The organism is Paradevosia shaoguanensis (assembly GCF_016801025.1).
In the GTDB taxonomy this organism is placed as follows: Bacteria; Pseudomonadota; Alphaproteobacteria; order Rhizobiales; family Devosiaceae; genus Paradevosia; species Paradevosia shaoguanensis.
The window spans coordinates 2,394,141-2,418,764 of the sequence record NZ_CP068983.1; the positions used below are offsets into that span (position 1 = coordinate 2,394,141).

A 24,624-nucleotide genomic window follows, 5' to 3' on the forward strand; every position below is an offset into this window, starting at 1 on the left:
AGCGCTCCTCCCTGTTGTGTCATGCTGTCGGACGCGGGCGCCGGTCGAGCACGGTGCGTCCGAAGAGGCTGGCGGCGAGCTCGGCCATGAGGCGCGCGCTCTTGCCGCGTTCGTCGAGAAAGGGGTTGAGCTCGACGATGTCGACCGAGCCGACGAGCCCGGAATCGTGGAGCATTTCCATGATGAGATGTGCCTCCCGATAGGTCGCCCCGCCCGGCACGGTGGTGCCGACGGCGGGCGCGAGGGAGGGGTCGATGAAATCGACGTCGAGGCTGACGTGGAGATGCGTGCGCTCGGGATCGAGTTTCGCCAGCAGCTCGCGCAGCAGGTTGGAGACGCCGTTCTCGTCGATGGCGCGCATGTCGATGCAGTCGATGCCATGCTCGTCGAGCCGCATGCGTTCATCGAGGTCGATGGAGCGGAGGCCGAAGATGTGGATGGCTTCGGGGGCCAGGGGCACGAGATCGCGGCCGGCGAGGAGGCCGGCAAGGCTGGGTTCGCCGGTGAGGAAGGCGAGCGGCATGCCGTGCATGTTGCCCGAAGGCGTGGTGTCGGGCGTGTTGAAATCGGCGTGGGCGTCGAGCCAGAGCACGGCGAGGTCGCGGCCGGTTTCGCGGCAATGGCGCGAGACTGCGGCGACAGTGCCCATGGAGAGGGCGTGGTCGCCGCCCATGAAGATGGGTACGCCGCCGGCGCGCAGGACGTCGAGCCCGCGATCGTGGATGGCCTCGGTCCAGGCTTTTATCTCGCCGGGATTGCGGCAGGTGGGCAATTGGCCGGAGAGGTCGGCGGGCGCGGCGGCGGGAACCACGTCGCCGTGGTCCCGGACCTCGTGGCCGAGGCCGGTCAGCATGGCGGCGATGCCGGCGGTGCGCAACGCAGCCGGCCCCATCAGGGTGCCGGGAACGCTGTTGCCGGCTTCGAGCGGAATGCCGAGCAGTGAGATATCCATCGCGCGCCTCTCCTTGCGGTTGAACAAGGATCGCGCCGGATCGAGTCAACAAACAGCAGGCAATGTGTTACGATCCGTCAGAGTTTTGACGAAACAGCAGGCAGGTATGGCAATTCAGCAGGAAACGGCGCTCGATGAAACTGATCGGCGGCTGATCGAGCTGCTTCGCGCCAATGGGCGACTGCCAGCGGCCAAGCTGGCGGCAATGCTGGGCGTTTCGCGCGGGACGGTGCAGAACCGGATCGACCGGCTCGTGGGGGCCGGGATCATTGCCGGGTTCACGATCCGGCTGCGGTCGGATGTCGAGACGGGGCTGGTGCGGGCACAGATTGCGCTCGAGGTGCGATCCAGCGACATCAAGCCTGTCGTGGCGCAGTTGAAACGCCTCCCCGAAGCGGTGCGGATCTATTCGACCAATGGGCGGTGGGATCTGGTGGCGGAAATCCAGACGCGCGACCTGGCCGGGCTCGATGCGGTGATCACGCGAATTCGCCAGGTGCCAGGGGTCTCGCATTCGGAGACGAGCATTTATCTGACGGAATTGTAGGCGAACGCCTCGCCCATTGTGGGCACCCTCTCCCGCAAAGGGGAGAGGGCACGCAGCGTTTAGTGCGGCAAGTGGGCGTCCGCTTCGCCCAATGCCCAATAGCCGGCGATCTTGACCAGTTCGGGGGGCAGGCCGCGCTCTTCGAGCAGCAGTTTCTTGGCCTCGCGGCCGAGCCTGGCTTCCCCGGCGACATAGGCGAAGCCGCGGCCTTCGGGGAGCGCCAGCCTGGCGAGGGCTTCGGCGAGGATGCCGGTAGTGCCGGCGGGAGCGCCGTTGCGGTGGACCCATTGAATCTGCGCGTCGGCGGCGGTGGTGAGCGTCTGTTCCTCGGCGGGCGAGGCGACCTCGATGACCACCAGCGCCCTGACGCCGGGGCGCAATTCCTCGAGGCGACGGCCGATGGCGGGGAGGGCGGTTTCGTCGCCGGCCAGGAGGTACCAGTCGAAGCCATCGGGCACGATCATCGAGCCGCGCGGACCGGCGATGAGGGCGGGGTCACCGACTTTGACGCGCGCCGCCCAGCTTGCGGCCGGGCCATCGCCATGGAGCACGAAGTCGATATCGAGCGTTCTGTTTTCGGCATCGTAGCGCCGGGGCGTATAATCGCGCATCGGCGGTCGCTGGCCCTCGAAGACGAGGCCGTCCGGACCAAGCCTGGTTTCCGGGAATGGCTCGCCCTCGGGTGGGAAGAACATCTTGATGTGGTCGTCAAAGCCGGGGCTGGTGAAGCCCTCGAGCTGATCGCCGGCCAGCGTGATGCGGCGCATGAGCGGAGTGATGTCGGTGATGGCAGCGACAGTGAGCTTGCGCACGCGGATGTCGTGGCGGACGCGGCTGGGGAGTAAATTCTTGATATCCATAGTCAGGTTATGCCGCAGGCGGTTTTCGGGCGCAAGTGACATCTGATTGTTCTCTGAACGCGCAACAATTGGTTGCCGTGTGGGCCGATTATCAGAGACAATCTGAGGGCCTATCTTCAGTCCCAGCGAAAGGAGACTTACCATGCTCAACCAGATCAAGGGGCTGCACCACGTCACGTCGATGGCCGATGACGCCCAGAAGAACAATGCCTTCTTCACCAACAAGCTCGGCCTGCGCCGGGTCAAGAAGACGGTCAATTTCGATGAGCCGAGCGTCTACCACCTCTATTATGGCGACGAGATCGGCACGCCCGGCACGGTGATGACCTATTTCCCGTTCCCGCATATCGTGCGCGGCCGTCCAGGCACGGGCGAGGTCGGCACGACGGTGTTTTCGGTGCCCGAGGGCTCGCTGCCCTATTGGCGCGAGCGCTTCGAGAAGTTTGGCGTCGGTGGGGTGACGGAAGGCGAGAGCTTCGGGCAGAAGCGGCTGACCTTTACCGGCCCGGACGGCGACGGCTTCGCGCTGGTCGAGGACAAGGGCGATAAGCGTCCGGTCTGGACACAGGGCGGGGTCGGCAATGACGAGGCCATCCGCGGTTTCCATTCGGCGTCCCTGCGCCTGCGCGATGGTGGGGCCACCGAAGAATTGCTCAAGTTCATGGGTTACCAGGAGGCCGATACGAGCAACGGCATCAAGCGCTTCGCCATTCCGGGCGGCAACGGGGCCGATTTCATCGATATCGAGACCCTGCCGGAAGCCCAGCGCGCGACCCTTGGCGCCGGCTCGGTGCACCACATCGCCTTTGCGGTGGAGGATCGCGCCAAGCAGCTCGAAGTGCGCAAGGCGCTGCTCGATACGGGCTACCAGGTGACGCCGGTGATCGACCGCGACTATTTCTGGGCTATCTATTTCCGGACGCCCGGCGGCGTGCTGTTCGAGATCGCCACCAACGAGCCCGGCTTCGACCGGGACGAGGATACGGCGCATCTGGGCGAAGCGCTCAAGCTGCCCATGCAGCACGAGCACCTGCGCGCCGCGCTTGAAAACCATCTGCAGCCGCTGGAGGCCTAGATGAGCGACTACGTCTATCGTCAACGCGAGGGAGCCGAGGCTTTTGCCCCGGCTCTGTTCCTCTTCCACGGCACGGGCGGGGACGAGAACCAGTTCTTCGACCTCGGCCAGCATCTGATCCCGGGCGCGCGGCTGATCGCGCCGCGTGGCGATGTGTCGGAAGGCGGGGCAGCCCGCTATTTCCGCCGCACGGGCGAGGGCGTCTACGACATGGCCGACCTCGGTCGGGCGGTCGAGAAGATGACCGGTTTCGTCAAGGCGCGGGTGGCCGAAGGGCAGCCGCGCGAGACGATCGGGCTGGGCTATTCGAACGGCGCCAATATCCTCGCCTCGGTAGCCTTCGAGCATCCCGAGCTCTTCGACCGGCTGGTGCTGATGCACCCGCTCATCCCGTTCGCGCCCAATGACGCGTCGGGGCTGGCGGGGCGCAAGGTGCTGATCACGGCAGGGCGCCGCGACCCGATCGCTCCGGCGGCGGAGACGCAGAAGCTGGCCGACTACTTCACGCGCCAGGGGGCCGAGGTGACGCTCCACTGGCACGAGGGCGGGCATGAATTGCGGCAGGACGAGCTGGCCGCGATCCAGTTGTTCCTGCGGAACTGAGCCATGCCTTTCCGCGCCCATAGCCACGAGCAGACGGTGATCTTCGGTGAAGATCACCGTTCCGCCGTGGCGCAGGCGCTGGAGGGGAGGCACGGGTTCATCGTCACGACGCCCGGCCACAAGCCAGTGGCGGAAGCGTTGGCGGCCGAGCTGGGGCAGGGCACAATCTGCGCGCTGGCGCGGATGCATACGCCGGTGGCTGTGACCGAGGAGGCGCTGGGGAAGCTGGCGGCTTCCGGTGCGAAGCAGATCGTCGCCATCGGCGGCGGCTCGGCGATCGGACTGGGCAAGGCGCTGGCCTTGCGAACGGGGCTGGAACAGATCGTGGTGCCCACCACCTATGCCGGCTCCGAGATGACGCCGGTGCTGGGGCAGACCGAAAATGGCCGCAAGACCACTTTGCGTGACGAGCGGGTGCGGCCCGGGACGGTGATCTACGATGTCGGGCTGACGCTGACCTTGCCGCCCGACATATCGGCGGCCAGCGGCATGAACGGGTTGGCGCATGCGGTCGAAGCGCTCTATGCGCCGGACCGGGCGCCGCTTTCGACGCTCGCCGCGCAACGTGCCATCCACCTCTTCGGTGCGAGCCTGCCGGCGATCGCGCGCGATCCGGCTGATCGTGCGGCGCGGGAGCGGGCGTTGGAGGCGGCTTATCTTGCAGGCTTTGCGCTCGGACAGACGACGATGGGGCTGCATCACAAGCTGGCGCATGTGCTGGGTGGCATGCTGGACCTGCCGCATGCGCAGACCCATGCAGCCCTGCTGCCGCGTGTGGCGCGCTTCAATGCGGCGAGCCTGGTTGCCGTGCTGGGTTCCGATCCGGGAGGCGCGATCGCGGCCATTGGCGCTGCGGCAGGAGCGCCGACTTCATTGCGGGCGCTGGGCATGGCCGAGAGCGATATCGAGCGGGTGATCCCCGAGGTGCTTGGGGCGGGCTATGCCAATCCGCGCACTGTGAGCGAGCAAGACCTTCGTGCCCTGCTGCGGGCGGCCTGGGCGGGTTCGCCTACATGAGGCCGTGCGCGCGCATGGCGGCCTCTTCGTCCGGCGTCACGTAAGCGAAAATCTTGAGTGAGCCATCGGCTTCGGTAAGGAAATAGTGGTTGGCGAAGGTGATGCTGCCTTCCGCTCCATCCTTGCGGTAGCGGAAATCCCAGCCGACGCGCGCCATGGCGTGTAGGTCGTCGATCTCCGTCACCGCGACGCCGGTGAGGTTCATCGCGGTGGCGCCGACGGCGCGGTAATTGTCGTAGCCCTGCGGGATCACCTTGCGCAGGTCCTCTCCGTTGGACGCGCCATAGACGCCCTTGGGCGAGCTTCCCACGAAATAGGCGGCAAAGCAGGCGGCGATGGCTTCGGTGTTGTCGGCCGGCGGGTCGGCGAGGGCCGCGTTGGCCAGCCGCGCATAATCGATAAAGAAAGTCTTTACCCTATCGCTCAGTGCCGTCATCGTCTGCCTATTGTTTTGGTTTGATTATGCTTCTACCAACGCCGCATCCCATTTGGGGTTGCCGCGCCCGGCCAACAGAAGGAATCCGCCATGCTGCTCCGGATAATGTTCGCCCTTGCCATGTTCGTCCTGGCCGCGCCGGTGGCGCAAGCCGCCAGCTTCGATTGCGCCAAGGCTTCCACGCCATTCGAGAAGGCCATCTGTTCCGATCCGGCGCTTTCGGCGCAGGACGAGGTGCTTGCGGTCGCCTACCAGACGGCGGTGGGCGGGTTGAGCAAGGCGGCTTCGGACGCGATGCTCAAGGGCCAGCGCGACTGGCTGGGTTTTATCGGCAAGGTCTGCGCCGACGACATGCTGCCGGGCCAGGAAAAGATCGCGGACGAGCGCGTCGCATGTCTTTCTAGCCAGTACATCACCCGAATCCGCTCGCTCGAGGGCAGCCGGATGCTGGGCGGGCTGAGGTTCTATCTCGCCGATACCTTCTGGTCGGCTCCCGATCCGGAAGGGGAGAGCTATTACAAGATCGCCACCGACACGACTTCGGCCGTCCAGCTCGACGGCAAGGGCGAAGAGGCCAAGGGCTTCAACGCCATGGTCAACGCCGAGCTGGCGAGCGGCACCAAGACCGACAGCACCGAGGACAATGAGGGGGAATCGCGCACCTCGTCCGACCATGATCTTTCGCTGACGGTTTCCCATGTGAGCGATGCGCGGATCGATGTCGAGGTTTCGACCTATTGGTTCGGGCACGGGGCGGCCCACGGCAATTACGGCATCACCTACCTGCATTTCCTGCGCGGCGAAGGTCGCCCGCTCCAGGCGTCGGACATCTTTACCGGCAAGAAGTGGGTGACCCCGGTGGCTGACCTCGTGCTCAAGCGGCTCAAGGACGACCGGGGCGAACTGCTCTGGGATATCGAGCAGTCCTGGCTCGAAGAGGTCGTGGCCGATACCTCGCGCTGGAACATCACGGATAACGGCCTCGTCATCCAGTTCCAGCCCTATGAGGTCGCGTCCTATGCCGATGGCGCGGTGACGGCGGAAATCTCCTGGCAGCAGCTCAACGACTACATGACCGAAGGCGCCACCTCGCTCATCTACTGAGCGAGGTCAGCCGCGCGGGGCGAGGAGATCGGCCCATTCGGGGTGGCGCCGGAACTGGGCGACGACGTAGGAGCAATAGGGGATGATCTTGATCCCCTCCTTGCGCGCGTCCTCGATGGCCTTGCGCACGATGTCCTCGGCAATGCCTTGCCCACGATATTCGGGCGGCACGCCGGTATGGTCTATGGCGATCACGCCCGGGCTCACCCAGCGATAGGTCATCTCGCCTTCGAACCCTGGGGCGAGGTGCACGACATAGCGCCCAGACGACGGACCATCCTCGCGCTCGACGCGGTGCTTGTAGTCGGCCAATTGCATTCCCTTCCAGCTCGCTAGATGTGAGTTATATCGTCCAGCAGCTCGGGAAACAGTGCTTTTTCCGAAAGGAAGGGGTGCACGGCCAGTGCCGCAGAAATGTCCCGGATGGCGAGACCTCGCTTGTCCTGGGCGAGATAGATGAGGGCCCGGCCGGAGAGCGCGCCGAAATGGCGGGGTTCGTATTGCAGGGTCTTTTCGATGTCGGCGAGGGAATCCTCGTAGTCCCGCAGCAGGTAATAGACGGTTGCGCGCTGGTTCCAGCCCTCGGCATAGGTCGGGTAGTCGCGCACGATGCCGGACAGCACGCCCAGGGCCATGGGCAGGTTCATGTGCCGGCGGGCAGTCAGAGCCTGGGACATGCGCTCGGCGAGCTCGGGATCCTTGGGCGTGAGCCAGATGACCTGAATGCGCCGGTCGATGTCGCGGGCGGTCTTGGCGTCGCTCGCGTGGCGCAATTGGGTGAAAAGGGCGTCGAGCTGGGGATCGGGCGTGGCCTGGGTCTGCGTGAAGGCCGCCTGCGGGGCGGCCAGCAGCAGGAGGAGGCCCAGAAGGGCCGGGATTGCCCAGCGGGTGAGAGCGATCACTGCACGCATGGCTGGGATTGTCGCCCCGCCAGGCGGGCGAGGCAATAGCTATCTGGCGACGGGACGTCGCATCACGATTTCTCCCTCGAACATCTCTCCGGTCGGGGCGAAGCCTTCCCCGACATAGAGTTCGGCGGCGACGACGTTCTCAGGCGCGACCCCCAGATAGATGGCGTCGCACCCGGCGTGGGCCGAAAGCCTGGCGATGAGTGCGCGCAGGGCGGCGCGGCCGAAGCCGCGGCCCTGATAGCGGCGGTCGATCATCAGCCGGTAGATCCAGTAATTGTCGTCGTCCGAATCCAGAGCGTACATGGCGAAGCCGACGACAAGGCCACCGGCGGCGATGGCCAGTGGAAAGCATTCGGGATTTTCGTCGGCCTCATCGAGCGATTCCGCGTTGCTGGCGACGAAGTCGTCCTGGTCGGGAGAGACGTGCAGGCCGAGGACGGCGGTGCGTCCGGCGGCGTCGATCGGGATTAGGGTAACGGTCATTGCAGGACCTTTGATCGCGTTTCGTTGCGCGATACCTGGCCGGTGCGGCTTACGCGGGCATTACAGCCCGCGCGCCTTCAGTGCGTCGCGTCGGTCTTCTGCCAGCGCAATTGCAGCGAACGACCGAAGCCACCGAGCCAGGGCGCGAAGAACAGCAGGATCTTCCGGTGGAAATGCACCAGGAGGTAGAGCACGGTCAGGATCGCGGCGCCCACGATGATGACGAGTTCGAGCGAGAGGCCGATCGACTTGAGCCAGGCCGTCAGCAGCATGCCGGGCAGGATATGGGCCGCAGCCCAGGCAAAGGCGGAGGTGACGTTGATGATGGTGAACCAGCGATAGGTCATGCCCATCATGCCGGCAATGCCCGGCACCACGGCCTTCACCCCCGGAATGAAACGGCCGATGAAGACCGATTTGCCGCCGTGTCGGGCGAAGAATACTTCGCCCTTGGCGAGGAGCGGCAAGTAGTTCCGGAACGGCCAGATGGTCTTGATGCGGTCCTTGAGCAGGTGCCCGACCGTATAGGAGACGGCATCGCCGATGACCGCGCCGATGACGGCGGCCAGGTAGATCGGCCAGAAGGGCAGCTTGCCGGTGGCGATGATGCCGCCCACGAGCAGGAGAACGGGTGTCGAGGGCACGAAGAGGCCCAGGATGAACACCGCCTCGCCGATGGCGACGAGGAAGATAAACACGATCGAGAGCCAGAAATTATCCGAAACGCTGTTCAGGAAAGCTTCCAGATACGCCGAAATCTGGTGCAGAAACTCTATCATGCGTCCGGTCTGTCTCCGTTGCGGCGGCCTGCGCAGCAGATGCCATGAAAGCATCATTAGGCTCAAATCGCCCTGCCGCATAGCGAACAGTTAGATCGGGAGCGGGGCGGGGAGCAACTATAGAAACGACGGGGACGTTGACAATAGTTTGAGGGGACAGCGAAACTCCTGTCATGGAGCCGTAACGGAGCTGAAGGTGTCTTTTCCCATCCACCACATGATCGTCTCCGGCCCGCGCCCGGTCGCCCCGTTTTCCCACGCCGTCGAGGCCGATGGCTGGGTGTTCGTCACCGGCCAGATGCCGACCGATCCGGCGGCTCCCGACGCGCCGTTGCCCGAGGGCGTCGAGGCGCAGACGCGGCGGGTGATGGAAAACCTCAAGCTGGTGCTGGGCGGGATCGGGCTGACGCTGGAGAACGTCACGTTCGTGCGGATCTACCTCACGCAGTTCGAGCGCGACTATGCGGCGATGAACGCGACCTATCAGACCTATTTCGAGCCGGGGAAACTGCCGGGGCGGACCACTGTGGGGGTGACGGCGCTCGCGGTCGGGGCGCTGGTGGAGATCGACCTGGTGGCGCGGCGGCCTTAGGCCAGCCAGCCGTAGCGGCAACGCCCTCTCCCGCTGGGGAGAGGGCAATCGTGCGCCTGATCAGGCCTTGGAGTCTTTCTTGGCCTGGGCGACTTTCGTAGCCTGCGATACGCGGCCTTTTTCGCTCGGTGCGCCGACCTTCCTGGTGCGGGTGCTGGCCTTGGCCTTCATGCCGGCGCTGGCGGTGGCGCCGCTCTCCGGGCGGTTGGCGGTCTTGGCGCCGTCCTGCTTGCGGGCGAGGGCGCGGCGGGAATTGGTGACCAGTTCCTCGCGGCGGGCGCGCGCGGTGCGGCGGGAACGCTCCTTGTTGGTGCGCGAGATGGCCTCGGCATAGATGGCGGCGTAGCGGCGCTGGTTGGCCTCGTATTTCTCGACGCTACCGGCCTGGCTGCCGCGACCCTTGGTCGAGCGGCGGTGGTTGTTGATGAGCCGGGTCGAGCGGTCGCGCCGCTCACGCAGGCGCGTGGAGAGTTGCCGCAATTCCTCGGAAGTCAGCTCGGAAAGGCCGGGATGCCGGGCCTGTTCGACGAGATCGGCATCTTCCTTGGAAAGGACGTGTCGAAGGTCTGATCGCGTAACCGCCATTCGTATTCCCCTGAAATGCGGAGCAATAGCGCTCCCAACCAAGGGAAATGACTAAAGTGCCCAATAGGTTGCAGCGGTGGCGAGAACAAGCAGCCAGGGCGGCACGCGCAGCAGGGTCAGGGCGCCGAAGGCGGCGAGCGCCAGGGCGAAGTCGCGGGGCGAGGAAACGGCACTGGTGAAGACCGGGTCGTAGAGCGCGGCCAGCAGCAGACCGACGACGGCAGCATTGGCGGTTTCCAGTGCGGCACGCATCCGTGGATTGGCGCGCATCCGATGCCAGAAGGGCAGAGCGCCCAGCACCAGCAGGAAAGAGGGCAGGTAGATGCCGACTAGGGCCAGGCTCGCGCCGGCAAGGCCGTTCGGCGGAGCGGTCAGGAGTGCGCCGGCATAGGCCGCGAAGCTGAAGAGCGGGCCGGGCACGGCCTGCGCGGCGCCGTAGCCGGCGAGGAAAAGATCGCGATCGATGAAACCGGGGGCCACCAGTTCACCCTCGAGCAGGGGCAGGACGACGTGGCCGCCGCCGAAAACCAGGGAACCGGTGCGATAGAAGCGGTCGAAGATGTCGAGTGCGCCATTGCCGGTGAGGTTGGCGAGGAGCGGCAGGCCGGCGAGCAGGACGAAGAAGAGGACGAGGAAAACGAGGCCCTCACGGCGACCGCGCGTAGCGGGTTCGTCAGGCGCCGCTACTGTCGTCGCGGGCTTGCCGGCGAGACCGAAGAGGATGGCAGCGGCGAGAACGGCCAGCTGGACGAGGCCGTTGGGGATAAGCAGCACGATGATCGCCGAGACGAGGGCGATGATTTGCCGGCGCGGGTCGGGGGCGAGGCTGCGGCCCATGCTCCAGACCGCCTGGGCGACGACGGCGAGGGCGGCGATCTTGAGGCCATGCAGGATGCCGGCATCGGCCAGCCAGGGCAGGGCCGAGAGGCCATAGGCGAAGGCCAGCAACAGGACCACGGAGGGCAAAGTGAAGGCGAGCCAGGCGGCAAGGGCGCCGGGATAGCCTGCCCGCATCTGGCCGATGGCGATGCCGACCTGGCTGGAGGCGGGGCCGGGCAGGAACTGGCAGAGCGCGACGAGATCGGCATAGTCGGCGTCGCTCAGCCATTTGCGGCGTACGACGAAGGCCTCACGGAAATAGCCCAGATGCGCCACCGGTCCGCCGAAACTGGTGAGGCCCAGCTGCAGGAAGACCAGGAAGACTTCGGCGAGGCGGGAGAGGAACGAGGGAGGCAAGAGGTCCAGCCGGGCAAGGGGAAGTGCCTCTGGTTGGCATGGACCCGTGTCATATGCAATCGGGGCCCGAGGGCCCCGATTGTCGGTAGGTTCGGTGTCAGCCGCTATAGGGGACGGTGAGCTGGGTCTGCTCGCCCAGCCCGTCGATGCCCAGGTGCATGGTCTGGCCCGGCTTGAGCCAGATCGGTTCCGGCTTGATGCCCATGCCGACGCCCGGCGGGGTGCCGGTGGTGATGACATCGCCCGGCTGCAGGCTCATGAACTGGGAAATGTAGTGCACCAGGAACTGCACGCCGAAGATCATGGTCTTGGTCGAACCGTCCTGATAGCGGTGGCCGTCCACGTCGAGGAACATCTTGAGGTTCTGGGGATCGGCGACTTCGTCGCGCGTCACCAGCCACGGGCCGATCGGGCCGAACGTGTCTGCCGACTTGCCCTTGGTCCACTGGCCGCCACGCTCTGTCTGCCAATGGCGCTCGGAAAGGTCGTTCACCACGCAATAGCCGGCGACGTAATCGAGGGCGTCCTTCTCCTCGACGTAGCGGGCTTCCTTGCCGATGATCACGCCCAGCTCAACTTCCCAGTCGGGCTTGAGGGTGTTCTTGGGCAGGATGACATTGTCGTTCGGGCCGCAGATGGCGCTGGTGGCCTTCATGAAGAGGATCGGCTCGGCAGGGATGGCGGCGCCGGTCTCGGCGGCGTGGTCGGCATAGTTGAGGCCGACGCAGATGAACTTGCCGACCTGGCCGACACAGGGGCCGATACGGGTCGAGGGATCGATGACCGGAAGCTTGGTGGCGTCGACCTTGCGCAGGCGGTCCAGGCTCTCGGATGAGAGCACCGCGCCGGCAATGTCGGGAACGACGCTGGAGAGGTCACGGATGGAACCGTCAGCGGCCAGAATCGCCGGCCTTTCGGCGCCTTTGGCGCCAACGCGGAGAAGCTTCATAGATCAATACCCTCTTTGCAGTTGAACGAAGGCTTAAGCGGATGGCGGCGCGGAGTCGAGGTCAACCTTGGTCGAAAACGTCCGTTTCCGCGCGAAATTTTCGCCCGCTGCTCAGGCGCCCGGCGCCGTCACCAGCGAGACACCCTTGACCTGGGCAAAGACCGGCATGCCGGGGGCCAAGCCGAGGGTGGCGACCGAACGTTGTGTGACCCGCGCAAGCATCTGCTGGCCGCCGATCCCGAGGACGACGTTGGCGTCGGGGCCGTTTAGGGGCTCGATGGCGAGGATGTCGGCGCGCAGGATATTGAGGATGGTGGTGCGCGAGGGCGCTTCGACGGCGAGGCTGACGTCGCGGGCCATGAGGCGGACGCGGACGGCTTCGCCGGCAGGACCGGCTTCGGCGGCGACGAGCAGCGGCTGGCCCTCGAGGTCGAGTTCGGCGAGGCCATCGGCCGCCTGGGCGACGACCCGGGCGGTCAGAACCGAGGCGGCGTCGCGGTTGTGGCGGAAGGGAAGCTTGTCGCTGGTCAGCATGGCGTTGAGGGGGCCGCCGGCGACGACGCTGCCCATCGACATCAACAGCATGTGCGAGGCCAGGCGCTCGACCTCGGAGATGTCGTGGCTCACGAGGATCATGGGCAGGCCGAGGGCCGAATGCAGGGTCTCGAAATAGGGGAGGATTTCCTCCTTGGCGCCGCGGTCGAGGGCCGACATCGGCTCGTCGAGCAGCAGCAGGCGGGGCTGGCTCAGGAGAGCGCGGCCGAGGGAAACGCGCTGGCGCTCGCCGCCCGACAGGCGCTCGGGCGCCCGGTCGAGAAGCTTCCAGATCTTGAGGAGTTCGACCACGGCATCGAAGGTGATGGCCTTTTCGCCGCGCGCCCGGCGATTGCCGTAAAGGAGGTTGGCGCGCACCGAGAGGTGCGGGAAGAGGCTCGGCTCCTGGAAGACGTAGCCGATACCGCGCTTATGCGCCGGCACGAAGTGGATGTTGTCCTGCCAGACGAGGCGTCCCAAAGCACAGCGTCCATTGAGTTGTTCAAGGCCGGCAATGGCGCGCAAAACGGTGGTCTTGCCCGAGCCCGAAGGGCCGAAGAGCGCGGTGACGCCATCGAGCGGGGCTTCGAACTGGGCATCGAGGCGGAAGGCGCCGAGATCGCCCTTGAAGGCGGCGGAGAGTGTGCTCACGGCTTCACCCGTGCCACGCGCCGGTCGATGCTCAGCGTGATGAAGATGACGAGGAAGGCGAAGACGACCATGCCCAGCGAGAGGATGTGGGCCTCCACCCATTGCAGGCGCTCGACATAATCGTAGATGGCGATGGAGAGCACCTTGGTCTGGCCCGGGATATTGCCACCGATCATGAGCACCACGCCGAACTCGCCTACCGTATGGGCGAAGCCGAGTACCGCGCCGGTGAGGAAGCCGGGCCGCGCCAGCGGCAGGGCGATGGTGAGGAAGCGGTCGAGCGGGGAGGCGCGCAGGGTGGCGGCGACTTCGAGCGGGCGGTGGCCCATGGCGTCGAAGGCATTGCGGATCGGCTGCACGACGAAGGGCATGGAATAGATCACCGAACCGATGACGAGGCCCCAGAACGAGAAGGCGAGCGTCCGGCCGCCCCAGAGCCCGGCGATGAGCCCGCCCGGCCCGTTGGGGCCGAGGAGCAGCAGCAGGTAGAAGCCGAGCACGGTCGGCGGCAGGACGAGGGGCAGGGAGACGATCGCGCCGACGGCCTCTTTCCAGCGCCATTGCGAACGGGCCAGCCACCAGGCGATGGGCGTGCCGATGACGAGAAGAATCGCAGTGGTGATGGTGGCCAGCGACAGCGTCAGGGCTATCGGCGGCCAGAGGTCGGAAAAGGCGAGCATGGCAACGCTCCGGTGAAGAGGGCAGCGTTGCCCACCCTGCCGCTAGAGGTCCCTGGAGTGCAAGCGATCAAGGATCAGGGCGTAACTTCGTAGCCCGACTTCCTGATGATGGCTACGGCCTCGTCGCTCCTGAGGTAATCGAGGAAGGCCTTGGCGGCAGGCTCGTTCTCGCCGGTCTTGAGCAGCACGGCATCCTGCCGGATGGGCTGGTAGAGTTCGGCGGGAACCAGCCATTGGGTACCCTTGTCCGAGCCGATCACCTGGCTCAGGGCCACGAAGCCGAGCTCGGCGCTGCCGCTTTCGACGAATTGCTGGGCCTGGGAGATGTTCTGGGCGGTGACGATCTTGGGCGCGAGCGTATCGTAAAGGTTCAAGGCCTTGAGCGTTTCGACGGCGGCCGCGCCATAGGGGGCGGTTTCGGGGTCGGCGATCGAGAGCTTCTGGAAGGCGTCGGCCTTGAGCACGTCGGCACCGGCGGTGACGTCGGTGGCGAGGCCGTAGAGCACGAGCTTGCCTTCGGCATAGGTGAAGACGGTGCCATCCACGCCGTAGCCTTCGTCCACGGCCTTCTGCGGGCGCTGGTCGTCGGCGGCGAGGAAGATCTGGAAGGGCGCGCCCTGGGTGATCTGGGTATAGAGCTGGCCGGTCGCCCCGAAGCTCAGCTGCAGCTCATCGCCGGTCTTGGCCTTGAAGGCGGTCGCCAGTTCCTCGGCCACCTTGGTGAAGTTGGCGGCAACCGCCACGCTCACCGTCGCGGCGTGAGAAGGGAGCGCCACGCCCAGGCTGAGAATGGCGGCGGCAAGCATTAGTCCAGGACGCATTGGAAACCCTCGATATGTTTGTGTGAACATATCGAGAGCATTGAACGATGGCAACCGGCCTCAGGGGTGCTGGATGCCGGTGGCGCCGACGAAAACGGAATAGACCGCGTTGGTCGAGGTGATGAACAGGCGGTTGCGGCGCGGACCGCCGAAGGTGACGTTCGAGACCGGGTTGGGCAGCTTGATGCGGCCAAGCGCCAGGCCGCCCGGGTCGTAGCAGTTCACGCCCGCGCCGGCGCTGGTCCAGACATTGCCCTCGGTATCGAGCCGCATGCCGTCGGCCTTTTCGACATCGACGAAGACACGGCTGTTGCTGACCCTGTTGTCGGCCGAGACATCGAACTGGCGGATATGGGCGGGGCAGTCGGGGTTGTGGCTGCGGCCGGATTCGATGACGTAGAGGGTCGATTCGTCAGGGGAGAAGGCGAGGCCGTTGGGCTTCTGGAAATCGTCGATGGCGATTTCGAGCGAGCCATCGGCGGGATCGAAGCGGTAGACGTAGCAGCCGTCCTGCTCCATGTCGGCCTTGTAGCCCTCATAATCCGACATGATCCCGTAATTGGGGTCGGTGAACCAGATGGTGCCGTCGGACTTGACCACGACGTCGTTGGGCGAGTTGAGCCGCCTGCCGCGATAGCTGTCGGCAATGGTGGTGATGGTGCCATCGGCCTCGGTGCGCAGGACCGCACGGGCGCCGTGCGAGCAGGAGACGAGGCGGCCCTGTCGGTCGCGGGTATTGCCGTTGATATAGTTGGAGGGCGTGCGGAAGACCGAGACGCCCAGGTCCGGCACCCAGCGCAGCATGCGGTTGTTGGGGATGTCGCTCCAGAGGAGATAGCCGCCGTCGTTGAACCAGACCGGGCCTTCGGCCCAGCGGCACTTGTCGAAGATGAGTTCGAGATCGGCGATGGGCACCGTCAGATCGTAGAACTTTTTCTCGTAATATTCGTAGGCGTCCCCGACTATGGCCATGCTGTCCCTCCCGGCTGGGGTGATCCAAACAGCAATTGCGCCCATCGGGCAAGGCGTCAGAGGGCGATGAGCCCGGCCTCGGTGGGGCGGAAGCCGCAGGCGCGGTAGAAGCCTGCGAGATGCGGCTCGTAGTCGACATGGAGCCAGCCTGCGCCGCGGGCCCGTGCGGCGCTTGTGACGAGGGCCACGAGTTCCGTGGCGATGCCCTGGCGGCGATAGTCGGGGTGGACGGTGGTATCGAGAAGGAACGCATGGATGCCGCCGTCGCTCGCCACATTGACGTAGCCGATCAGGGCGGCGCCATCATAGGCTCCGGCATGGACGAGGCTGCGGGCGAGCACGGGCGCGAAGCTCGCTGGGTGCGCGTCGCTCCAGGCGGCCTGCCAGAGGGCGCGCAGTTCGGCGTCGTCGGGGTGCGGGTCGAGGCGGTATGAAATGGGCATGCGCCATTCTGGCGGCGCCCGGGGCCGACGACAATAGGTCGGCTGATGAGGGCTTGACCTTCCCATTATGGGAAGCCCTACATGAAGAGCCGACGCAATGCAAAAGAGCCGGGATTCGCACGGTTCGACGGAAGAGATTCATGAACGAGCACACCCATCATTCGACCCCGGCAAGCCCGGCCGTGACCCGCGATCCGGTTTGCGGAATGACGGTCGACATGGAAAAGACCGCCCACAAGACCGTGCATGAAGGCCGCGAGTTCGGGTTCTGCAGCGCCGGCTGCAAGGCCAAGTTCGAGGCTTCGCCGGAGACCTACCTGACGGCCAAGGACCCGGTCTGCGGCATGAACGTCGACCGCGCCAAGGCCAAGTGGATGAGCAAGCACGAGGGCAAGCGGTATTATTTCTGCTCGCAGGGGTGCCAGGCCAAGTTCGAAGCCGAGCCGCAGAAGTATCTCGAAGCGGTGCCCTTCGCCGTGGCCGAGCCGCTGATGGCCGGGCGGCACGGGCACAGCCATGCGCATGCCCACGCCCAGGCCACTGCGCCGGCGGGGACGAAGTATACCTGCCCGATGCACCCCCAGATCGTGCAGGATGGGCCGGGCGATTGCCCGATCTGCGGCATGGCGCTCGAGCCGATGGGCGTGCCGCCTGCCGATGCGGCCAATCCCGAGCTCGAGGATTTTTCGCGCCGGATGTGGATCAGCGCCGCGTTCAGCGTGCCGTTGCTGCTTATCTCGATGGGACCGATGGTGGGCCTGCCGTTCCGCGAATGGATCGGCGAGCCGCTGGCGAGCTGGATCGAGCTGGTGCTGGCGACCCCGGTCGTGCTGTGGGCGGCACAGCCGTTCTTCCGGCGCGCCTGGGCATCGCTGGTCAACCGTTCGCCCAATATGTGGACGCTGATCGGGCTGGGTACCGGGGCGGCTTATCTCTTCTCCGTGGTGGCGGTGTTGTTCCCGCGGATATTCCCGATGGAGATGACGCATATGAACGGCGCGCCGCCGGTCTATTTCGAGGCGGCGGCGGTGATCATCACGCTGGTCTTTGTCGGGCAGGTGCTGGAACTGCGCGCCCGCGAGCAGACCGGCAAGGCGCTGCGCGCACTTTTCGATCTCGCGCCCAAGACGGCGCGGCGCATCGAGAACGGCGCCGAGACCGACGTGCCACTCGAAGCGGTGCAGCAGGGCGACCTGCTACGCGTCCGTCCGGGCGATGCCGTGCCGGTGGATGGCGTCGTGGTCGAGGGTTCCTCGTTCGTGGATGAATCCATGCTGACGGGCGAGCCTGTGCCGGCCGAAAAGACGCAGGGGGCCGATGTCACCGGCGGTACGCTCAACGGCGAAGGCACCTTCATCATGAAGGCCGAGCGGGTGGGCGCAGAAACGCGGCTCTCGCAGATCGTCGAGCTGGTTTCCAAGGCCCAGCGCAGCCGTGCGCCGATCCAGGCGCTGGCCGACCGGGTCGCCTCCTGGTTCGTGCCGACGGTGGTGCTCGTGGCCATCCTGAGCTTTGCCGCCTGGTGGATCTGGGGGCCCGATCCCAAGATCGCCTATGCGCTGGTGGCTGCGGTTTCGGTGCTCATCATCGCATGTCCCTGTGCGCTGGGGCTCGCCACGCCGATGTCGGTGATGGTTGCCACGGGGCGCGGCGCGCGGGCCGGCGTGCTGGTCAAGGACGCCAAGGCACTCGAAGGCTTTGCCCGCATCAATACGCTGATCGTCGACAAGACCGGCACCCTCACCGAAGGCAAGCCGACGCTGGGCGACGTCATCGCCGACAAGGGCGTCGATGAAGGCTGGGTGCTGGCCGTCGCGGCGGCGCTGGAGCGCGGCTCGGCCCACCCGATCGCCACGGCCATCGAGCGTGGGGCGCAGCAGCGCGGTGCGCGGTCGCTGGAGGTTGCCGACTTCCACTCGGTGACCGGCAAGGGTATTACCGCCACCGTCGCAGGCCAGAAGGCAGCCCTCGGCAATGTGGCGCTGATGGAAAGCCTCAAGATCGAGGTGCCGCAGAAGTTCATCGACCTGATGGGCAGCGCGGCGCATGCGGCCAAGACTTCCGTGCTCGTTGCCGAGAACAGCCGGCTGATCGGCGTCATCACCGTCTCCGATCCCATCAAGCCGACGGCCAAGGCGGCCGTGGCGGAGCTCGGCCGGCTGGGCATCGAGGTCATCATGGCGACGGGCGATGCCCGTGGTCCGGCCGATGCCGTGGGCGAGGCGCTGGGGATCGCGCGGGTCGAAGCCGGCATGACGCCGGAGGCCAAGCACGAGCTGGTCGAAACCCTCAAGCGCCAGGGTCGCAAGGTGGCGATGGCGGGCGACGGGGTCAATGACAGCCCGGCCCTGGCGGCGGCCGATGTCGGTATCGCCATGGGCACTGGTGCGGACGTCGCCATCGAGTCCGCGGGGATCACGCTAATGCAGGGCGATCTTTCGGCAATCGTGCGGGCGCGGCACCTTTCGGAGGCGACGCTCCGCAACATCAAGCAGAACCTGTGGTTCGCCTTCGGCTACAACACGCTGGGCATTCCGCTGGCGGCGGGCGTGCTGTTCCCGATCTTCGGCTGGCTGCTCTCGCCGATGGTCGCGGCGGCGGCCATGAGCCTCTCGTCGGTGAGCGTCATCGGCAACGCCTTGCGGCTCAGGTCCGTGAAGCTTTGAGCTGGAAGGCCCCGGATGAAGATCCGGGGCCTTTTGGTTTGGGCTATTGTGCTGGCGGCGTGACGCCGAGATTGCTCGGCATGGTCGCCGTGCATTGCTTGGCGATATCGGCGATTGCCGCGTTCTGTTCGGGCGAGGACGTCGGCTGCTCGATCACCGACCAGAGATCATCGCGCACGATGCGCTCGACGGCGCAGCCGCAATAAGCGGTGCAGTGGTCATCGGTATTGCCATTGGCCTTGCAGGTGGCCACGCAGCTCGAAACGAAGGAATCGACGCGCGTGGGTGCATCGGCCGGGCGGGCATTGGCGATCGGGTAGATGATGCCGAGCAGGATCGGCTGGTGGACGAGGTAGATGATGAGGCTCCACCGGCCGAGAACGATCAGCGGCCTGAGGATGCTTGCCGGCTTCCAGGCTGCGATCGTCGTGGCAAGTGGCGAGGCGAGCACGAGCCTTGCCAGCGCCATGCCCACCAGCACCATGCCGAACCAGGGGAAGATCGGCACCAGGTCGTTGGTGGCGGGCGGGACTTCCCAGAAGCCGATCCAGGCAATGCGCGGGTCGTTGAAGGCAACATTGCTGAAAAAGAGCGGCACGATGAGGAAGACCGCGCCGACCAGTGCGGTCAGCCAGGGCGGCAGGCGCAGGAAGGGCAGCGCCATGAGGCTGAAAAGCGCGATGGCGTGGAGGATGCCGAAAAAGACGAAGGTTTCCGGAAAGAGGATATAGGTGCCGATGGTGACGGCGGCGGCGCCGGCCGCGATCATGGCGAAGCGCCGCCAGAACGAGGGCCAGCGGATGCCCCGCCCATGCGCCAGCACCAGGCTCACCCCGACCAGCAGCAGGAAGCCGCCAAGGATGAGGTGCTGGAAGATGCGCCAGCCGGTATCGACGGTGATGTCGATCGGGATGAGCTGGAAGTAGCTAAGATCCCATGCGCAGTGGTATATGACCATCGCCACTATGGCGACGCCGCGCAGGACGTCGACTATGGCGAAACGGGGAGGCTTGGCGGGGGCGCCGGTCAAGGACATTGTAGATTCTCGTTGGTCGGCGCAGCGTGCCGCGGTCGGGAGTTAGCCATTGCCTGCAGCTGCGGGCAAGGTGGATTGACCATTGCGCGCCCTGGCTGTACCACCGAGTACGTATTTGTATGTGAAGGGTTAGTTCATGGGTGAGCTGGATCGGGTTCTTACGATCGAGGACATGAAGGCGCTGGCCAAGCGCAAAGTGCCCAAGCAGTTCTTCGACTACGTCGATAGCGGCGCCTGGACCGAGGGCACCTATCGCGCCAACGAGGACGATTTCCGCAAGATCAGCTTCCGCCAGCGCGTTGCGGTGGACATGGACAATCGCAGCATTGCCTCGACCATCGTCGGGCATCCGGTGGCGATGCCGGTCGCGACGGCGCCCGTCGGGTTCCTGGGCATGCAGAGTGCGGATGGCGAGATCAAGGCGGCACGCGCGGCCGAAAAATTCGGCGTGCCCTTCACGCTTTCGACCATGAGCATCTGCTCGATCGAGGATGTGGCCGAGAACACCAGCAAGCCCTTCTGGTTCCAGCTCTACGTCATGCGCGACCGCGACTTCGTCAACCGGCTCATCGATCGCGCCAAGGCGGCCAGGTGCTCGGCTCTGGTGCTGACGATGGACCTGCAGATCCTCGGTCAGCGGCATAAGGATCTGCGCAACGGCATGTCGGCGCCGCCGAAATTCACGCCCAAATTCGTCTTCGAAATGATGCGCAAGCCCGGCTGGGCCATGGGCATGCTCGGCACCAACCGCCACACGTTCCGCAATATTGCGGGGCACGTCGATGGCGCGGGCGATCTCTCCAAGCTCGCCGCCTGGACCAGCTCGCAGTTCGACCCGACGCTCAACTGGCGCGACATTGCCTGGATCAAGGAGCGGTTCGGCGGACCGGTGATCGTCAAGGGCATTCTCGATCCGGACGATGCGCGGCAGGCGGTGCAGCACGGGGCCGACGCGATCGTGGTCTCCAATCACGGCGGCCGCCAGCTCGACGGCGCCCCCTCGACCATCAGGGTATTGCCCGAGATCGTCGATGCGGTGGGCTCGCACACCGAAGTGCTGATGGATGGCGGTATCCGCTCGGGGCAGGACCTCCTCAAGGCCATCGCACTCGGCGCCAAGGGCGCGCTCCTCGGCCGCACGATCGCATTCGGGGTCGGGGCCGGTGGCGAAGCCGGCGTGGCGCGGGCGCTCGAAATCCTGCGCAAGGAAACCGACATCACCCTGGCGCTACTGGGCGAGCGGGACATCCACAATGTGGGGCCGCATAATATTTACGCGAATGAGCTGGTGAAGCGGCAGGGGTATTGAGCGCTGGATTTCGGCGCGTGTTCCGATAGTCCGCTCCGACCTCTCCCCACCGCCGCACTTCCCCGGCCGCAGAGCCGGGGCCCACGGATGCCTCCACTCGCGCGGATTGGGGCAATAGGTCCCGGGTCTTCGCCCGGGGAAGTGCGGTGGTTGTGATGCGGGTGGTTTCCTAGCCCCCGTCAGTTGCCGAGTACTTATGCGAACGAGCTGATGAGGCGGCAGGGTGTTGAGCGCTGAGACTTCGGCGCGTGTTCCGATAGTCCGCTCCGCCTTCCCCCACCACTGCACTTCCCCGACCGCAGAGCCGGGGCCCACGGATGCCTCCACTTGCGCGGATGGGTGCAATAGGCCCCGGGTCTTCGCCCGGGGAAGTCCCGTGGTTGTGATGGGCGTAGTTTTTAGCCCCGCACCGGATCCGGCAGCCGTGTCAGTTGCCGGTACACCAGCCTTGCAACCGTCTGCATCTGTTCCTGCGGCAGGTCGCCCACCACCGTGCAGGTGATGGTGTCGTTGGCCCAGTAGAAGGCATCAAGTCCGTTCACCGTTTCGAACTGATAGGCCTTGGACTTATCCGGCAATGCGGCCGTGACGTAGACGGTCAGCCGGTCCTTGGTGGCGTTCTCGTACATGAGCTGCGCGGCAGGGCCGGTGTTGCGGTAGACGTCGGGGGGGAGGAGGCGGCCGCCGACGAGGAGGAAGCCTTGCTCGCTCAGGTCCGGGGCGTTGAGCTGGTGGTTGAGGCGGTTGGAGAGCCAGGTGGTGAGGTGCCCCTTGTCGGCCGCGGCGACTTCCACGGCGTGCCGGTTCTCGTTGACATAGAGGGCGTGAGCATTGACCGCGCTGGCGATCAGCAACTGGCCGGGCGTTTCCTCCGGTTGCAGCAGGTCGCGGGCGAACCAGCCGGCGCCCAGGCCAAGCCCGATGAGCACGACGGCCGCCGCGGCCATGCGCGGCCAGGAGGCGGCGCGGGCCGAACGCTCGGCGGCGAGGCGATGGGGGTTGAGGCGCGCGGGAACGGGCTCGCCCGCGACGGGGTCGTAGAGCGTCTTGATAGCGTCGCGCTGGCGCTGCCAGAGGGCCAGCTCGGCAGCGAGATCGGGATGGGCTTCCAGATGTGCTTCGACCGCGGCGCGCCCGTCGGCATCCAGGCGGCCATCGGCATAGGCCTGGAGCGTGTCATCGGTAATGGTCAGCGGGGCGGTCATTTGACGGTCCTCAATCGGGGAGCTTGCGGATCGCCCCCGGTCATGGTGCGCAGGGCGGCACGGGCACGCCCGAGCCGCGACATCAGGGTGCCGACGGGAATGCCGAGAATGGCGGCGGCGTCGGCATAGGGCATGTCCTCGAGCACGACCAGCAGCAGGGCCTCGCGCTGGTCGGCCGGAAGGGTATCGATGGCGCGAGCCAGTTCGGCCAGCGCGATGTGCCCCGGTTGCGCCGGCGGGACGGAGGGTTCGAAGCCCAGCCCGTCGAGCGGCGTCATCGGCCCCTGCCGGCGTTCGCTGCGCGCTCCGTTGCGGTGGAGGTTGAGCAGCATGGTGAAGAGCCAGGCGCGCAACGGACCGCGCGGCCGGAACAGCGCGCTCTTGCGGATGGCGCGTTCGAGGCAATCCTGCACCAGGTCGTCGGCGCGGTCGGCGTCGCGCGTCAGCGCCCGCGCATAGCGGCGCAGGGCGGGAACGCAGGTCTCGATCTCATCGAGAAAGGTCGACACGTGGGTCCTATCAGCTCGAAAGGCGGAACCGGGGAAGTTCCTTTTGGGGGGCACGAACTTCCCCGGCCCCGCGACAACCCTGCCGACTGGTCGCTTCAGTCGGCAGGGTCAGCGTTCCCTATTCCTCGTAGGCAGTGTGCCATACGCCGCCGACGCCGTCGCCGGTCGTATCGCCTGCCTTGGTGTCCTTGACCCAGAGGTAGAGCGGCTTGCCCTTGTAGGCCCACATCTTGGTGCCGTCGGTGCGGTCCACGATGCTGAAGTCACCATCGGCCTTGGCGCTGGCATCGGCCGCCAGCGGGGGCCAGTTCGTGGCGCATTTGTCGTAGCAATTGGTCTTGCCGGCTTCGTCCTTGTCGTAGGTGTAAAGGGTCATGCCCTTGGCGTCGGTGAGCACCTGCTTGCCGGCGATCTCGGCGGACTTGATGGCGCCGCCCACATAATCATCGGCAAAGCTCGCCACCGAGCCCAGCGCCAGGAAGGCGGCCGCGCCGAGAACCACGCCGTGCAGTCGGGAAAAAGTCATGACGTCTCTCCTTGCTTGATGCGAGGCGTCGGAATTGTCCCCCGCACAAGGCATAAACACCGCGGCGCGCGGTTTAATCCGTCGCCTGCAAATTTTTCTTGCGGCCTCATCCATGGCGCGACTCCCCTCGATAGGGTAGGGATGCTGGCCGAATTTGCAGTGATCTGAGGGGGACCTATGTTCGTCGTGGGTGGGGAAAGCCTGATCGACCTCGTTTCCGAGCCGCGCGGGCCGGATGGGGTGATCCACATGCATGCCCATCAGGGCGGCTCGCCCTATAACTGCGCCATAGCGCTCTCCAAGCTCGGCAACGATACCGGTTTCCTCTGCCCGATCTCCAAGGACGGTTTCGGCTCCTATCTCCTCGAGCCGCTCGATGCGGCCGGGGTCAAGACGCTGCTGACGCAGCGCGTGGTGGCGCCGACGACGCTGGCCGTGGTGACACTTAACGAGAAGCGCCAGGCGGCCTACGAGTTCTATCGCGGGGCCGACCGCGCCTTCACCCAGCAGGGCATGGTCGCGGCGCTGCCGCAGACGCTCGATCTCTACCAGATCGGTGGGTTCTGCCCGATCCTGCCGGAAGACGCGGCAATCTGGGCGGAAGTCGTGCGCGCGGCGATGGCAAAGGGCGCGACGATCTCGATCGACCCCAATGTGCGTCCGTCGCTGGTCGATGATTTCGGCAGCTACAAGCAGCGGCTGTCGACCTTCCTCGACCTCGCCCACATCATCAAGATGAGCGAGGAGGACCTCCTGGCGCTGGAGCCCTCGCTCTCGATCGAGGCGCATAGCGCGGCGCTCCTGGCGCGGCCCAATTGCGAGCTGGTGATCGTGACGCTGGGCGAAAAGGGTTCGCTCGCCTATACGTCGGCGGGCCGCGCGAAAGCCGGCATCTGGTCGCCCCCGGTCTTTGGGGACACGGTTGGCGCCGGCGACAGCCTCATGGCCGGCGTGCTCTCCTATCTGCGGGAAAAGGATGCGTTGCGACCGGGGCCGCTCAAGGCGCTGGGCAGCGCCGAGCTCGAAGCCATGCTGCATTTCGGCGCCGTGGTGGCCGGGCTCAATTGCGGGCAGGTGGGCTGCAAGCCGCCCACCCGTGCCGAGGTCGATGCCGTTCTCTCCGAAGAGCGGCGCTGAGTTTCC

Annotated in this window: 28 protein-coding genes; 9 read left to right on the top strand and 19 right to left on the bottom strand. The window is 65.9% G+C overall.

Annotated features, from left to right (window positions below; genetic code table 11):
* Positions 1 to 19: 19 nt before the first annotated feature.
* The gene (gene rocF, locus JNE37_RS11450; RefSeq protein WP_203062823.1) at positions 20 to 952 is read right to left on the bottom strand and encodes an arginase; all 933 of its coding nucleotides are present in this window, start codon (positions 950 to 952) and stop codon (positions 20 to 22) included.
* Positions 953 to 1,058: 106 nt separating this feature from the next.
* Between rocF and JNE37_RS11455 the strand changes: the two genes are divergently transcribed.
* The gene (locus JNE37_RS11455) at positions 1,059 to 1,499 is read left to right on the top strand and encodes an Lrp/AsnC family transcriptional regulator (protein ID WP_052015087.1); all 441 of its coding nucleotides are present in this window, start codon (positions 1,059 to 1,061) and stop codon (positions 1,497 to 1,499) included.
* A gap of 59 nt (positions 1,500 to 1,558) precedes the next feature.
* Here JNE37_RS11455 and JNE37_RS11460 read toward each other — a convergent pair whose 3' ends face one another.
* Positions 1,559 to 2,401, bottom strand: coding sequence for a siderophore-interacting protein (locus tag JNE37_RS11460; RefSeq protein ID WP_246513212.1), 843 nt, complete (start codon positions 2,399 to 2,401; stop codon positions 1,559 to 1,561).
* A gap of 100 nt (positions 2,402 to 2,501) precedes the next feature.
* On the opposite strand from JNE37_RS11460, the gene JNE37_RS11465 reads away from it, so the two are divergent.
* The 3 genes from JNE37_RS11465 to JNE37_RS11475 are packed head-to-tail and all read left to right on the top strand — an operon-like array spanning position 2,502 to position 5,054.
* The gene (locus JNE37_RS11465) at positions 2,502 to 3,434 is read left to right on the top strand and encodes a VOC family protein (RefSeq protein WP_203062824.1); all 933 of its coding nucleotides are present in this window, start codon (positions 2,502 to 2,504) and stop codon (positions 3,432 to 3,434) included.
* A complete protein-coding gene (locus JNE37_RS11470) occupies positions 3,435 to 4,037 on the top strand; it encodes an alpha/beta hydrolase (RefSeq protein ID WP_203062825.1) in 603 nt (200 codons plus the stop codon).
* A 3-nt stretch (positions 4,038 to 4,040) separates the two neighbouring features.
* Positions 4,041 to 5,054 carry a maleylacetate reductase gene (locus tag JNE37_RS11475; RefSeq protein WP_203062826.1) on the top strand — a complete coding sequence of 338 codons (1,014 nt, stop codon included), beginning with the start codon at positions 4,041 to 4,043 and terminating at the stop codon, positions 5,052 to 5,054.
* On the opposite strand, the gene JNE37_RS11480 is transcribed toward JNE37_RS11475, so the two are convergent.
* Positions 5,047 to 5,490 carry a hypothetical protein gene (locus JNE37_RS11480; protein WP_203062827.1) on the bottom strand — a complete coding sequence of 148 codons (444 nt, stop codon included), beginning with the start codon at positions 5,488 to 5,490 and terminating at the stop codon, positions 5,047 to 5,049. The genes JNE37_RS11475 and JNE37_RS11480 overlap by 8 nt on opposite strands.
* 90 nt (positions 5,491 to 5,580) lie before the next feature.
* On the opposite strand from JNE37_RS11480, the gene JNE37_RS11485 reads away from it, so the two are divergent.
* Complete coding sequence (locus JNE37_RS11485; protein ID WP_203062828.1) at positions 5,581 to 6,594, top strand: DUF3298 domain-containing protein; 1,014 nt, start codon at positions 5,581 to 5,583, stop codon at positions 6,592 to 6,594.
* Positions 6,595 to 6,600: 6 nt separating this feature from the next.
* Here the strand turns inward: JNE37_RS11485 and JNE37_RS11490 are convergent, their stop codons facing one another.
* The 4 genes from JNE37_RS11490 to JNE37_RS11505 form a co-directional block, all read right to left on the bottom strand.
* Positions 6,601 to 6,906, bottom strand: a complete 306-nt coding sequence (locus JNE37_RS11490; protein WP_246513214.1) for a GNAT family N-acetyltransferase — start codon at positions 6,904 to 6,906, stop codon at positions 6,601 to 6,603.
* Between the two features lie 20 nt (positions 6,907 to 6,926).
* Positions 6,927 to 7,505, bottom strand: coding sequence for a tetratricopeptide repeat protein (locus tag JNE37_RS11495; protein WP_052152609.1), 579 nt, complete (start codon positions 7,503 to 7,505; stop codon positions 6,927 to 6,929).
* Positions 7,506 to 7,544: 39 nt separating this feature from the next.
* Positions 7,545 to 7,988, bottom strand: coding sequence for a GNAT family N-acetyltransferase (locus JNE37_RS11500; protein ID WP_203062830.1), 444 nt, complete (start codon positions 7,986 to 7,988; stop codon positions 7,545 to 7,547).
* A 77-nt stretch (positions 7,989 to 8,065) separates the two neighbouring features.
* Positions 8,066 to 8,767 carry a DedA family protein gene (locus tag JNE37_RS11505; protein WP_160176332.1) on the bottom strand — a complete coding sequence of 234 codons (702 nt, stop codon included), beginning with the start codon at positions 8,765 to 8,767 and terminating at the stop codon, positions 8,066 to 8,068.
* 217 nt (positions 8,768 to 8,984) lie between these two features.
* Here JNE37_RS11505 and JNE37_RS11510 point away from each other — a divergent pair, with 217 nt between their 5' ends.
* Positions 8,985 to 9,359 carry a RidA family protein gene (locus JNE37_RS11510; RefSeq protein WP_203066379.1) on the top strand — a complete coding sequence of 125 codons (375 nt, stop codon included), beginning with the start codon at positions 8,985 to 8,987 and terminating at the stop codon, positions 9,357 to 9,359.
* A 60-nt stretch (positions 9,360 to 9,419) separates the two neighbouring features.
* Here the strand turns inward: JNE37_RS11510 and JNE37_RS11515 are convergent, their stop codons facing one another.
* The 8 genes from JNE37_RS11515 to JNE37_RS11550 form a co-directional block, all read right to left on the bottom strand.
* Positions 9,420 to 9,944, bottom strand: coding sequence for a hypothetical protein (locus tag JNE37_RS11515; RefSeq protein ID WP_203062831.1), 525 nt, complete (start codon positions 9,942 to 9,944; stop codon positions 9,420 to 9,422).
* Between the two features lie 51 nt (positions 9,945 to 9,995).
* Positions 9,996 to 11,180 (bottom strand): chromate efflux transporter, encoded by a 1,185-nt coding sequence (gene chrA, locus JNE37_RS11520; protein ID WP_203062832.1) that lies wholly within the window; start codon positions 11,178 to 11,180, stop codon positions 9,996 to 9,998.
* A 97-nt stretch (positions 11,181 to 11,277) separates the two neighbouring features.
* On the bottom strand, positions 11,278 to 12,129 hold the full coding sequence (locus JNE37_RS11525) for a fumarylacetoacetate hydrolase family protein (protein WP_035094863.1): 852 nt from the start codon (positions 12,127 to 12,129) through the stop codon (positions 11,278 to 11,280).
* A 111-nt stretch (positions 12,130 to 12,240) separates the two neighbouring features.
* Complete coding sequence (gene modC / locus JNE37_RS11530; RefSeq protein ID WP_246513216.1) at positions 12,241 to 13,314, bottom strand: molybdenum ABC transporter ATP-binding protein; 1,074 nt, start codon at positions 13,312 to 13,314, stop codon at positions 12,241 to 12,243.
* The gene (gene modB, locus JNE37_RS11535; RefSeq protein WP_203062834.1) at positions 13,311 to 13,994 is read right to left on the bottom strand and encodes a molybdate ABC transporter permease subunit; all 684 of its coding nucleotides are present in this window, start codon (positions 13,992 to 13,994) and stop codon (positions 13,311 to 13,313) included. The genes modC and modB overlap by 4 nt, the downstream gene beginning before the upstream one ends.
* A gap of 74 nt (positions 13,995 to 14,068) precedes the next feature.
* Complete coding sequence (gene modA, locus JNE37_RS11540; RefSeq protein ID WP_203062835.1) at positions 14,069 to 14,815, bottom strand: molybdate ABC transporter substrate-binding protein; 747 nt, start codon at positions 14,813 to 14,815, stop codon at positions 14,069 to 14,071.
* A gap of 60 nt (positions 14,816 to 14,875) precedes the next feature.
* Complete coding sequence (locus JNE37_RS11545; RefSeq protein WP_203062836.1) at positions 14,876 to 15,787, bottom strand: SMP-30/gluconolactonase/LRE family protein; 912 nt, start codon at positions 15,785 to 15,787, stop codon at positions 14,876 to 14,878.
* Positions 15,788 to 15,843: 56 nt separating this feature from the next.
* On the bottom strand, positions 15,844 to 16,230 hold the full coding sequence (locus JNE37_RS11550) for a GNAT family N-acetyltransferase (RefSeq protein ID WP_203062837.1): 387 nt from the start codon (positions 16,228 to 16,230) through the stop codon (positions 15,844 to 15,846).
* Positions 16,231 to 16,370: 140 nt separating this feature from the next.
* Here JNE37_RS11550 and JNE37_RS11555 point away from each other — a divergent pair, with 140 nt between their 5' ends.
* Positions 16,371 to 18,896, top strand: coding sequence for a heavy metal translocating P-type ATPase (locus JNE37_RS11555; RefSeq protein ID WP_203062840.1), 2,526 nt, complete (start codon positions 16,371 to 16,373; stop codon positions 18,894 to 18,896).
* A 43-nt stretch (positions 18,897 to 18,939) separates the two neighbouring features.
* Here the strand turns inward: JNE37_RS11555 and JNE37_RS11560 are convergent, their stop codons facing one another.
* Positions 18,940 to 19,932: an acetyltransferase domain-containing protein gene (locus JNE37_RS11560; RefSeq protein ID WP_203062841.1), complete on the bottom strand. Its 993-nt coding sequence runs from the start codon at positions 19,930 to 19,932 to the stop codon at positions 18,940 to 18,942.
* A gap of 145 nt (positions 19,933 to 20,077) precedes the next feature.
* Here JNE37_RS11560 and JNE37_RS11565 point away from each other — a divergent pair, with 145 nt between their 5' ends.
* Positions 20,078 to 21,241 carry an alpha-hydroxy acid oxidase gene (locus JNE37_RS11565; protein ID WP_281395003.1) on the top strand — a complete coding sequence of 388 codons (1,164 nt, stop codon included), beginning with the start codon at positions 20,078 to 20,080 and terminating at the stop codon, positions 21,239 to 21,241.
* Between the two features lie 398 nt (positions 21,242 to 21,639).
* Here JNE37_RS11565 and JNE37_RS11570 read toward each other — a convergent pair whose 3' ends face one another.
* The 3 genes from JNE37_RS11570 to JNE37_RS11580 form a co-directional block, all read right to left on the bottom strand.
* Positions 21,640 to 22,446: an anti-sigma factor family protein gene (locus tag JNE37_RS11570; RefSeq protein WP_203062843.1), complete on the bottom strand. Its 807-nt coding sequence runs from the start codon at positions 22,444 to 22,446 to the stop codon at positions 21,640 to 21,642.
* Complete coding sequence (locus JNE37_RS11575) at positions 22,443 to 22,955, bottom strand: sigma-70 family RNA polymerase sigma factor (RefSeq protein WP_035094880.1); 513 nt, start codon at positions 22,953 to 22,955, stop codon at positions 22,443 to 22,445. Before JNE37_RS11575 ends, JNE37_RS11570 begins: the two co-directional genes overlap by 4 nt.
* Before the next feature lie 118 nt (positions 22,956 to 23,073).
* The gene (locus JNE37_RS11580) at positions 23,074 to 23,481 is read right to left on the bottom strand and encodes a COG4315 family predicted lipoprotein (RefSeq protein ID WP_035030826.1); all 408 of its coding nucleotides are present in this window, start codon (positions 23,479 to 23,481) and stop codon (positions 23,074 to 23,076) included.
* 177 nt (positions 23,482 to 23,658) lie between these two features.
* Here JNE37_RS11580 and JNE37_RS11585 point away from each other — a divergent pair, with 177 nt between their 5' ends.
* Complete coding sequence (locus tag JNE37_RS11585) at positions 23,659 to 24,618, top strand: carbohydrate kinase family protein (RefSeq protein ID WP_203062845.1); 960 nt, start codon at positions 23,659 to 23,661, stop codon at positions 24,616 to 24,618.
* Positions 24,619 to 24,624 lie beyond the last annotated feature (6 nt).